Annotated in this window: 7 protein-coding genes; 6 read left to right on the plus strand and 1 reads right to left on the minus strand. The window is 65.6% G+C overall.

What is annotated here, in order from left to right; genetic code table 11:
- The first annotated feature begins 21 nt into the window (after nt 1-21).
- The gene (locus tag ACK6AU_RS15090) at nt 22-1,602 is read left to right on the plus strand and encodes an aldehyde dehydrogenase (NADP(+)) (protein ID WP_409299794.1); all 1,581 of its coding nucleotides are present in this window, start codon (nt 22-24) and stop codon (nt 1,600-1,602) included.
- A 19-nt stretch (nt 1,603-1,621) separates the two neighbouring features.
- Here ACK6AU_RS15090 and ACK6AU_RS15095 read toward each other — a convergent pair whose 3' ends face one another.
- Nucleotides 1,622-2,515 carry a DMT family transporter gene (locus ACK6AU_RS15095; RefSeq protein WP_185698067.1) on the minus strand — a complete coding sequence of 298 codons (894 nt, stop codon included), beginning with the start codon at nt 2,513-2,515 and terminating at the stop codon, nt 1,622-1,624.
- A gap of 246 nt (nt 2,516-2,761) precedes the next feature.
- On the opposite strand from ACK6AU_RS15095, the gene aceK reads away from it, so the two are divergent.
- From aceK to ACK6AU_RS15120, 5 genes are all read left to right on the plus strand, one after another.
- The gene (gene aceK, locus ACK6AU_RS15100) at nt 2,762-4,483 is read left to right on the plus strand and encodes a bifunctional isocitrate dehydrogenase kinase/phosphatase (protein ID WP_185698068.1); all 1,722 of its coding nucleotides are present in this window, start codon (nt 2,762-2,764) and stop codon (nt 4,481-4,483) included.
- A 91-nt stretch (nt 4,484-4,574) separates the two neighbouring features.
- Nucleotides 4,575-8,486, plus strand: coding sequence for an ATP-dependent RNA helicase HrpA (gene hrpA / locus ACK6AU_RS15105; RefSeq protein WP_409299797.1), 3,912 nt, complete (start codon nt 4,575-4,577; stop codon nt 8,484-8,486).
- Between the two features lie 252 nt (nt 8,487-8,738).
- The gene (locus tag ACK6AU_RS15110) at nt 8,739-9,860 is read left to right on the plus strand and encodes a beta-ketoacyl-ACP synthase III (RefSeq protein WP_409299799.1); all 1,122 of its coding nucleotides are present in this window, start codon (nt 8,739-8,741) and stop codon (nt 9,858-9,860) included.
- A 79-nt stretch (nt 9,861-9,939) separates the two neighbouring features.
- The gene (locus ACK6AU_RS15115; RefSeq protein ID WP_185698071.1) at nt 9,940-10,554 is read left to right on the plus strand and encodes an RNA polymerase sigma factor; all 615 of its coding nucleotides are present in this window, start codon (nt 9,940-9,942) and stop codon (nt 10,552-10,554) included.
- Nucleotides 10,548-10,781: an anti-sigma factor gene (locus ACK6AU_RS15120; protein WP_185698072.1), complete on the plus strand. Its 234-nt coding sequence runs from the start codon at nt 10,548-10,550 to the stop codon at nt 10,779-10,781. The genes ACK6AU_RS15115 and ACK6AU_RS15120 overlap by 7 nt, the downstream gene beginning before the upstream one ends.
- Nucleotides 10,782-10,908 lie beyond the last annotated feature (127 nt).

A 10,908-nucleotide genomic window follows, 5' to 3' on the forward strand; every position in this document is an offset into this window, starting at 1 on the left:
GCGGCCGGCCAGGGAGAACCCATGACTTCATCGTCCGGATACAACTACATCGGTGGCACCCGCAGTGCCCGGGGCCATGTCCAGTTGCAAAGCCTCGACGCCCAGACCGGGCAAGCCCTGCCAGGCGTCTTCTACCAGGCCACCGAGGCGGAGGTGGATGCCGCGGCCCGGGCGGCAGCCGGCGCTTGCGCCGAATATCGCGATCTTGGCCCTGAACAACGGGCCCTGTTCCTCGACGCCATCGCCGCGGAGCTGGAAGGCCTGGGTGCCGACTTCACCGCCACGGTATGCCGGGAGACCGCCTTGCCCACGGCGCGTATACAGGGCGAGCTGGGGCGTACCTGCGGCCAGTTGCGGTTATTCGCCAAGGTCCTGCGTCGTGGTGACTATCTCGGGGCGCGGATCGATCGTGGCCAGCCCCGGCGCCAACCCCTGCCGCGGCCCGACCTGCGCCAGTACCGCATTGGCCTGGGACCGGTAGCGGTGTTCGGCGCCAGCAACTTTCCCCTGGCGTTCTCCACCGCCGGTGGCGATACCGCGGCAGCCCTGGCCGCCGGTTGCCCGGTGGTGTTCAAGGCCCATAGCGGGCACATGGCGACCGCCGAATGGGTGGCCGATGCGATCATCCGTGCGGCGCAGCGCTGCCAGATGCCCGACGGAGTGTTCAACATGGTCTATGGCGCCGGGGTCGGAGAGTGGCTGGTCAAGCACCCGGCCATCCAGGCCGTGGGCTTCACCGGTTCCCTCAAGGGCGGCAATGCCCTGTGCCAGATGGCGGCGAACCGACCACAGCCGATCCCGGTGTTCGCCGAGATGTCCAGCATCAACCCGGTGATCCTGCTGCCCGAGGCCTTGCAGGCGCGTGGCTCGCAGATCGCCGCTGAGCTGGCAGGTTCGGTGACCCAAGGCTGTGGCCAGTTCTGTACCAATCCGGGATTGATCATTGGCCTGCGCTCAACGGCCTTCAGCTCGTTCCTTGAACAGTTGGTCGCGCAGATGAACCAGCAGCCGCCGCAGACCATGCTCAATAGTGGCACCCTGGCCAGCTATTGCCGGGGCGTGCAGGCCCTGTCTCGGCACCCGCGGGTTCGGCGGCTGGCGGGCCAGGCGCAACAGGGCGGCCAGGCTTGCCCGCAGTTGTTCCAGGCCGATGCGAGCCTGCTGCTGGAGGGCGATGGCTTGTTGCAGGAAGAGGTCTTCGGGCCGGCCAGCATCATCATCGAAGTGGCCGATATGGCCGAGCTGGCCATGGCCCTGCAGGGCTTGCGTGGACAGTTGACCGCGACCCTGATCGGCCAGGAGCAGGAGCTGCTGGCGCAGCGTTGGCTGAGCGACAGCCTGCAGGAGAAGGTCGGCCGTCTGCTGATCAACGGGTATCCCACCGGTGTCGAGGTTTGCGAGGCCATGGTCCACGGCGGCCCCTATCCGGCAACCTCGGACCCACGGGGAACGTCGGTGGGCACCCTGGCCATCGAGCGCTTCCTGCGCCCGGTGTGCTTCCAGAACTACCCCGATGCGCTCTTGCCCAGGGCTTTGCAGGATGCCAACCCATTGGGTATCCGCCGTTTGGTGGACGGAGAGCCCAGCAGCGCCGCTCTTTGAAGCCGGATGCCCGGCGGTCTCAGGCCGCGGTCTTCGCCGCTGGCCTGAGGACCAGCCACAAGGCCGCGGCGATCAGCACCCCGCCATACAGGTGGCCCATGGACAGCGGCTCGTCCAGCAACAGGGCACCCCAGAGCACGCCGAACGGCGGGATCATGAAGGTCACGGTCATGGAGCGCACCGGGCCGATGGAGCTCAGCAGGCGGAAGTACAGGACATAGGCGAAGGCGGTGCAACCCAGGCCCAGGCCCAGCAACGACAGCCAGACGCTCACGCCACCCCAGCTGGCCGGTGGCTGGCTCAGGGCGCTGTAGGCGAACAGCGGCAACAGGAACAGCGTGGCGCCGAGCATGCTGCCCAGGGCCGAGAGGCGGCTGTCCAGGCCCCCGGCCTGGTCCAGCCAGCGCCGCGCGAGGAAGCCGGCGAAGCCATAGCAGGTGGTGGCCAGCAGGCAGGACAGGGCGCCGAGCAGCAGTTCATGATCGAAGGCCACCGGCCCGGCGCGGCTCAGGATGCCGACCCCGAGCAGCCCCAGGAACACGCCGGCGAGCTTGGCCGGGGTCAGGCGCTCATGGAAGAACAGGCCGCCGATCAGCACCCCCATCAGCGGCGTGGTGGCGTTGAAGATCGCCGAGTAGCCGGCAGGCAGCACCAGGGCCGCCACCGAGTACAGGGTGGCGGGCAGCCCCGAGTTGATCACGCCCAGCAGCAGGACGGTCTTGAACTTGCCGTGGAAGTTCCAGCCGACCCGCATCAGCGCCAGCATGGCCAGCAAGCCGGCGGCGGCGATCGACACCCGAAAGAAGGCGGTGGGCACGCTGCCCAGGACCGGGGCGATGATGCGCATGAACAGAAAGCTCGCGCCCCAGATGGCGGCTAGCGACAACAGGCGCAACAGATCGACAGGTCTCACGGAAGGTTCCTTGGGTGGCAGGGCGGGAATCTTGCCCAGCGCGGGTGGGCATGGCAAACCTTATTGGCGCACGGGCCAAGCCTGCACTCCGATTGTTGCGTTCGATGGTCGTGGCGGATTTTCCCGGGGCCGATCTCTGGCGACCGATACAGGGCGAGGCGACCGTCGGGTCACAAAAATGCGCTTCTCCTCGGGCCATTGCAGTGGCTAAGCTCAGGCAATCCAAATTCCCGTAGAGGTCTTCCTATGCCGCAGTCATGGCCCGCCGCCGACATCGCTCGAATCATCTTGAGTGGCTTCGACGACTACCGCGACAACTTCCGCCGGATTGCCGATGGCGCCCGGCACCGCTTCGAACAAGCGCAATGGCAGGAAGCGCAGAGGGCCTCCACCGCGCGGATCAACCTCTACGAGGAGAAGGTCGGGGAAACCGTGGCGCGGCTGCACCAGGCCTTCAGCGACGAGGTGCTGATGGACGTCAGCCAATGGCCGCTGGCCAAGAGCGCCTGCATCGGCATGATCGACCTGCGCCTGGACGATGAACTCTCCGAGACCTGGTACAACTCGATCTTCTGCGGGCTGTTCAGCCATGACCTGATCAGCGACGGCTGCATGTTCATCCATACCACCCGGCCCAGCCTGCGCCGCGCCCGGGCCGCCCAGACCCGCAGCTACATGCCTCGGGGAGAGCTGTCGAGCATGCTCGGGCAGATATTGACCGACTATCGCTTCAGCGTGGACTACGCCGACCTGTCCGGGGATATGCGGCGCCTGGAGGCGCAGCTGCGCGAGAACCTGCCGGATTGGGTGTGCAAGGACCCGGAACTGACCGTGGAGCTGTTTTCCTCGGTGCTCTACCGCAACAAGGGCGCCTACCTGGTGGGGCGCATCTATACCCACGAGGAGCAGTGGCCGCTGGTGATCCCGCTGCTGCACCGCGAAGGCCGGGGCATCCAGGTCGACGCGCTGATCACCGACGAGGCCGAGGTCTCGATCATCTTTTCCTTCACCCGTTCCTACTTCATGGTGGATGTATCGGTGCCGGTGGAGTTCATCGGCTTTCTCAAGCGCATCCTGCCGGGCAAGCACATCGCCGAGCTGTACACCTCCATCGGTTTCTACAAGCACGGCAAGTCGGAGTTCTATCGGGCGCTGATCAACCACCTGGCCAATACCGACGATCGTTTCATCATGGCGCCCGGGGTCCGCGGCATGGTCATGAGCGTGTTCACCCTGCCGGGCTTCAACACCGTGTTCAAGATCATCAAGGACCGCTTCTCGCCGTCCAAGAACGTCGACCGGGCCACGGTGATCGAGAAGTACCGGTTGGTGAAGAGCGTCGACCGGGTAGGGCGCATGGCCGATACCCAGGAGTTCGCCGACTTCCGCTTCCCCCTGTCCAAGTTCGATCCGGCCTGCCTCGAGGAGCTGCTGGAGGTGGCGCCGTCCACCGTGGTGGTGGAGGGCGATACGGTGCTGATCCGCCACTGCTGGACCGAACGGCGCATGACCCCGCTCAACCTCTACCTGGAGCACGCCAACGAGGCCCAGGTGCGCGAGGCCCTGGAAGACTACGGCCTGGCCATCAAGCAACTGGCGGCGGCCAATATCTTCCCTGGCGACATGCTGCTGAAGAACTTCGGGGTCACCCGCCACGGCCGGGTGGTGTTCTACGACTACGATGAAATCAGCTACCTCACCGAGGTCAATTTCCGCCATATCCCGGCACCGCGCACCCCAGAGGACGAGATGGCGTCCGAGCCCTGGTACTCCATCGGCCCCCACGATGTGTTCCCCGAGGAGTTCCCGCCGTTCCTGTTCGCCGATATCGGCCAGCGCCGTCTGTTCGACCAGTTGCACGGCGAGCTGTACAACGCCGATTACTGGAAGGGACTGCAGGAGGCGATCCTCGCCGGCAAGGTGATCGATGTCTTCCCGTATCGGCGCAAGGGGCGCGACGAGGAATAACGCGGCGAAAGGCCGTCACAAGCTGCAAGCTAAAAGCGCCAAGCTGCGTTAACCTTGCGGCTTTTCGCTTGAAGCCAGTCGCTGCTTTCCCATGACCGACCAATCGCCTGCTATCGACCAACTACTGAAAAACCTCGATCAAGCCATGCTCGCCGACCGCCACCGGTTGCGTCGGCAGCTGCTCGAACTGCGCAAGAAGCCCGACGAGGCCAAGCTCGCCCAGTGGCTGGAGCGGATGCAGGCGTCGTGCAACCTGGTGACGGCGCGGCGCGACAGCGTGCCCGCTATCCGCTATGACGACAGCCTGCCGATCGCCGCCAAGCGCGACGAAATCAAGGACGCGCTGCTCAAGCATCAGGTGCTGATCATCGCTGGTGAGACCGGCTCGGGGAAAACCACCCAGTTGCCGAAGATCTGCCTGGAAATCGGTCGCGGCCAGCACGGCCTGATCGGCCATACCCAGCCCCGGCGGATCGCCGCCCGCAGCGTCGCCAGCCGGGTCGCCGAAGAATTGGCCACGCCCCTGGGTTCGCTGGTGGGCTACCAGGTGCGCTTCGAGGATCAGAGCGATGCCAGCACCCTGATCAAACTGATGACCGACGGCATCCTGCTGGCGGAAACCCAGAACGACCGCTTCCTCGAGCGCTACGACACCATCATCGTCGACGAGGCTCATGAGCGCAGCCTGAACATCGACTTCCTCCTCGGCTACCTCAAGACCCTGTTGCCACGGCGCCCGGACCTCAAGGTGATCATCACCTCGGCCACCATCGACCTGGAGCGCTTCTCCAGGCACTTCGACGATGCGCCGATCGTCGAGGTCTCCGGTCGTACCTTCCCGGTGGAAACCTGGTATCGGCCCCTGACCCTGGAGCAGGACGAGGAGGGCAACCGCGTCGAGGACGACCTGACGGTGGACCAGGCGATCCTCGCCACCCTCGACGAGATCGCCGCCCATGAACGCAGCGAGCGCCGCAGCCCCGGCGACGTGCTGGTGTTCCTGCCGGGCGAGCGGGAAATCCGCGATGCCGCGGAAATGCTGCGCAAGGCCCAGCTCAAGCACACCGAGATCCTGCCCTTGTATGCGCGGCTGTCGCCGGCCGAACAGCAGCGCATCTTCCAGTCCCACCCGGGACGGCGGGTGGTGCTGGCGACCAACGTCGCCGAGACCTCGCTGACGGTGCCGGGCATTCGCTACGTGATCGACAGCGGTACCGCGCGCATCAGCCGCTACAGCTACCGGGCCAAGGTCCAGCGCCTGCCCATCGAGGCCATTTCCCAGGCCAGCGCCAATCAGCGCAAGGGCCGTTGCGGGCGGGTCGAACCGGGGATCTGCGTGCGCCTGTACAGCGAGGAGGATTTCCTCGCCCGGCCGGAGTTCACCGATCCGGAAATCCTGCGGACCAACCTGGCGGCGGTGATCCTGCAGATGCTCCACCTGCGCCTGGGTGAAATCACCGCCTTCCCCTTCATCGAGCCGCCGGACGGCAAGGCCATCAGCGACGGCTTCAACCTGCTGCAAGAACTCTCGGCGGTGGATCGCAACAGCCAGCTGACGCCCCTGGGCCGGCAGCTGGCGCGTTTGCCGGTGGACCCGCGCATGGGCCGCATGCTGCTGGAGGCGGCGCGCCTGGGCAGTCTCCAGGAAGTGCTGATCGTCGCCAGTGCGATGTCGATCCAGGATCCGCGCGAACGCCCACCGGAGCGCCAGCAGGCGGCGGACCAGGCCCATGCCCAGTGGAAGGACGCCGACTCGGACTTCGCCGCACTGGTCAACCTGTGGCGTGGTTTCGAAGAACAGCGCCAGGCCCTGACGGCCAGCCCGTTGCGCAACTGGTGTCGCAAGAATTTCCTCAACTACCTGCGCCTGCGCGAGTGGCGCGACGCCCATCGCCAGTTGAGCCTGATCTGCCGTGACCTGCAGCTGAGCCTGAACAAGGAACCGGCGGACTACCCGAAACTGCACAAGGCGGTGTTGGTGGGCCTGCTGAGCCAGATCGGCCAGAAGACCGAGGATGGCGACTACCTGGGCGCCCGCCAGCGGCGTTTCTGGATCCACCCGTCCTCGGGCCTGGGCAAGAAACGCCCGCAGTGGCTGATGACCGCCGAGCTGGTGGAGACCACCAAGCTCTATGCGCGCATGGTGGCCAAGATCGAGCCGGACTGGATCGAACCCCTGGCCGGCCACCTGGTGAAGAAGAACCACTTCGAACCCCATTGGGAAAAGAAGCGCGGCCAAGTGGTGGCCTACGAGCAGATCACCCTGTTCGGCCTGATCGTCGTCGGCCGCCGGCCCGTGCACTACGGCCCGGTGGACCCGGTGGTATCTCGCGAGCTGTTCATCCGCGAGGCCCTGGTACGGGGCGAGATCCAGTCCAAGGCCAAGTGCCTGGCGGCCAATACCCGCCTGCTGGAGCAGCTCGACGCCCTGGAAGCCAAGGCCCGGCGCCGGGACATCCTGGCGGACGAGGAAACCCTGTTCGCCTTCTACGATGCGCGGCTGCCGGCGGAAATTCACCAGACCGCCACCTTCGACAGCTGGTACCGGGTCAACAGCCAGAGGGACCCGCAACTGCTGATCATGCGCGAGGAAGACGTGCTGGCCCGCGAGGCCAGCGAAGTCACCGCCAGGCAGTACCCGGACACCCTGCACATCGGCGATTTGGAACTGGCCCTGAGTTATCACTTCGAGCCCAACCATCCCCGCGACGGCGTGACCCTGCGGGTGCCGGCGCCGCTGCTGCCGGCGCTGCCTGCCGAGCGCCTGGAATGGCTGGTGCCGGGCCTGATCGAGGCCAAGTGCATCGCCCTGGTACGCAACCTGCCCAAGGCCCTGCGCAAGAACTTCGTGCCGGTGCCGGACTTCGTCAAGGCGGCCTTGCAGCGCATGGACTTTGCCGACGGTTCGCTGCCCCAGGCCCTGGGGCGCGAGTTGCTGCGCATGACCGGCGCGCGGGTCAGCGACGAAGCCTGGAGCGAATCCGCGCAGCAGGTGGAAAGCCACTTGCGGATGAACCTGGAAATCGTCGATGCCCAGGGCAAGTTCCTCGGCGAAGGCCGGGACCTGGCCGAGCTCACCGCGCGCTTCGCCGAGGCCAGCCAGGCGGCCCTGGCGGTGCCGCAGACCGCCAAGAGCCAGCAGCCGGTGGAAGCCAAGGTGTTCGCCGCGGTGGCGCAGAAGACCCAGCAGAAGATCGCCGGGTTGTCGATGACGGTCTATCCGGCCCTGGTGGAAGAAGCCGGGACGGTCAAGGAAGGGCGCTTCTCCACCGCCGCCGAGGCCGAGTTCCAGCATCGCCGGGCCTTGCAGCGCTTGCTGTTGCAGCAGTTGGCCGAGCCGGCCAAGTTCTTGCGCGGCAAGCTGCCGGGGCTCACCGAGCTGGGCCTGTTGTACCGCGAGCTGGGGCGAATCGAGGCCCTGGTGGAGGATATCCTCCTGGCCAGCCTCGACAGCTGCATCCTCGACGGCGAGGCCAGCCTGCCCCGGGATGGCGCGGGCCTGGCCTCCCTGGCCGAACGCAAGCGCGGCGCCTGGACCGAACATGCCGAGCGCCTGGCGCGCCTGGCCCTGGAGATCCTCAAGCTCTGGCACGGCCTGCAGAAGCGCTTCAAGGGCAAGATCGACCTGGCCCAGGCGGTGGCCCTCAACGACATCAAGGCCCAGCTCGGCAACCTGGTGTACCCGGGCTTCGTTCGTGAAACCCCGGCCCTGTGGTTCAAGGAACTGCCGCGTTACCTCAAGGCGGTGGAGCTGCGGTTCGACAAGCTGGGCAGCCAGGTGCAGAAGGACCGGGTGTGGAGCACCGAGCTCGCCGGGCTCTGGACCCAATACCAGGCCCGGGCCCAGAAGCACGCCCAGGAAGGCAAGCGTGACCCGCAGCTGGAGCTGTACCGCTGGTGGCTGGAGGAGTACCGGGTATCGCTGTTCGCCCAGCAACTGGGGACCAAGGTGCCGATCTCCGACAAGCGCCTGAACAAGCAGTGGAGCCAGGTGGAGGCCTGATCCATGCAGTCCCGGCTCCCCGGAGCCGGGCTCCGTCGATCTTGCAATTGCGGCGAAACGCCAGAGGTTATGGCAAACTTCGCCGTCATAAATGCCGGCCCCGGTTGCCTGTAACCCAGGCGGCCCGGGCGAAGCGGAATAAAGCGATGCCTGGAACGCGCCCCAGCACAGCCTGAGCAGCGGGGCGCTCCCTTTACGGTTTGGCACGAGAGTGCCAATACCTTCTGCCTCATACACACTAGAGGAACGACCGTGCATAACGTCGTCATCAGCGGCACCGGCCTGTTTACCCCGGCCAACAGCATTTCCAACGAAGAGCTGGTGGAGTCCTTCAACACCTACGTCCACCAGTTCAACAGCGACAACGCCGCCGCCATCGAGCGTGGCGAAGTGCAGGCCCTGACCGAATCCAACGCCGCCTTCATCGAGAAAGCCTCGGGCATCAAGAGCCGCTTCGTCATGGACAAGGACGGCATCCTCGATCCACAACGCATGACTCCACGCCTGCCGGAACGCTCCAACGACGAATGGTCGGTGCTCTGCCAGATGGCCGTGGCCGCCGCCGAGCAAGCCCTGCAACGGGCCGGCCGCACTGCCGCCGACATCGACGGGGTGATCGTCGCGTGTTCCAACCTGCAGCGCGCCTACCCGGCCATTGCCATCGAAGTCCAGGCCGCGCTGGGTATCCAGGGCTTTGGTTTCGACATGAACGTCGCCTGTTCCTCGGCCACCTTCGGCATCCAGGCCGCCTGCAACAGCGTGCAGCTGGGCCAGGCCCGGGCGATCCTGATGGTCAACCCGGAAGTCTGCACCGGGCACCTGAACTTCCGCGACCGCGACAGCCATTTCATCTTCGGTGACGCTGCCACCGCGGTGGTCATCGAGCGGGCCGACCAGGCCACTTCGGCCCACCAGTTCGAGATCGTCAGCACCAAGCTGCTGACCCAGTTCTCCAACAACATCCGCAACAACTTCGGTTTCCTCAACCGCGCAGCCGAGGAAGGCATCGGGGCCCGGGACAAGCTGTTCGTCCAGGAAGGCCGCAAGGTATTCCGTGACGTCTGCCCGATGGTGGCCGAGCTGATCGCCGTCCACCTGGAGGAAAACCAGCTCAACGTCAGCGACGTGAAGCGCTTCTGGCTGCACCAGGCCAACCTCAGCATGAACCACCTGATCGTCAAGAAACTCCTGGGCCGCGAGGCTACGCTGGAAGAGGCGCCGGTGATCCTCGATACCTATGCCAACACCAGTTCGGCGGGTTCGGTGATCGCTTTCCACAAGTACCAGGACGACCTGGCCAGTGGTGCCCTGGCGGTGCTCAGCTCCTTCGGCGCGGGCTATTCCATCGGCAGCGTGCTCCTGCGCAAGCGTTGATCGGCGCGGGCCGGGTGTGGCGCGAGGCGCCTGCGAGGCGTCACACCCGGGCAACCCCGCATGATTGAACGAGGCACGAATGGCTGCTGTTGATGACACGCAACTGCTCAAGCGCCTTCTGGCGGGCGAACAGAAGGCTTTCAAGGAACTGGTCGGTACCTACCAGAGCGCCATGCGCGCGGTAGCCTACGCCATCGTCGGCAATCGGCACGCCGACGAGGTGGTGCAGGACGCCTGGCTTTCGGTGGTGCGCAACCTGTCGGGCTTCCAGGGGCGTTCCAGCCTCAAGACCTGGCTGCTGACCATCACCGCCAACGCGGCCAAGGGCCGCTACAAGCAACATCGCCGCGAAGTCCTGCTCGATGACCTGCCCGCGCCCCACGGTACGGTGGGCGACGAGCGGTTTTCCTCCAGCGACGGCCACTGGCTGGTGGCGCCCTTCGCCTGGCACGAAGACACTCCCGAAGCGTTGTTGACCCAGGCCGAGCTGCGCGATTGCCTGGAGCACACCCTGCTCAGTCTTTCCGAGCTACAAGGCAGCGTGCTGACGCTGCGCGAGCGCGAGGGATTGGAGCTCGAGGAAATCTGTAATCTTCTGGGGATCACCCTGTCCAATGTCCGGGTACTGTTGCACCGGGCGCGGTTGAAGGTGTTCGCCACGGTGGAGCATTTTGAGGAAACCGGCCAATGCTGACCTGTAAGGAACAAGTGGCGCGCTCCAGCGATTATCTCGATGGCCAACTGAGCTTTCGCCAACGCTTGCTGATGCGCCATCACCTGCTGTTCTGCCCCAATTGCCGGCGTTTCATTCGCCAGATGCGCCTGCTGCAGGCCACCTTGCGCGTGTTGCCGGAACCACCGCTGGAAGGTCTCGACGAACTGGCCGAACGCCTGGCCGCCGAGAGTAGACGCGAGCGCTGAGCGTCATGCAGCCGCGGATGTCGCCAGGCATCCGCCGCGATGTTTTTCTGCCTGTTCCTGCCTGGGAATCACGTCCGTGATTCCCGCCCGCGTCGTGCTCGCTGCGCGTCGGTTCGCACAAAAATAA

Origin of the sequence: Pseudomonas sp. KCJK8993 (assembly GCF_046230915.1) — a bacterium.
Lineage (GTDB): Bacteria > Pseudomonadota > Gammaproteobacteria > Pseudomonadales > Pseudomonadaceae > Aquipseudomonas > Aquipseudomonas piscis.

What these genes read in the sequence shown, in the direction of transcription:
- ACK6AU_RS15090 (WP_409299794.1), top strand. Translation starts at nt 22, where the DNA reads ATGACTTCATCGTCCGGATACAACTACATCGGTGGCACCCGCAGTGCC.
- aceK (WP_185698068.1), top strand. Translation starts at nt 2,762, where the DNA reads ATGCCGCAGTCATGGCCCGCCGCCGACATCGCTCGAATCATCTTGAGT.
- hrpA (WP_409299797.1), top strand. Translation starts at nt 4,575, where the DNA reads ATGACCGACCAATCGCCTGCTATCGACCAACTACTGAAAAACCTCGAT.
- ACK6AU_RS15115 (WP_185698071.1), top strand. Translation starts at nt 9,940, where the DNA reads ATGGCTGCTGTTGATGACACGCAACTGCTCAAGCGCCTTCTGGCGGGC.
- ACK6AU_RS15120 (WP_185698072.1), top strand. Translation starts at nt 10,548, where the DNA reads ATGCTGACCTGTAAGGAACAAGTGGCGCGCTCCAGCGATTATCTCGAT.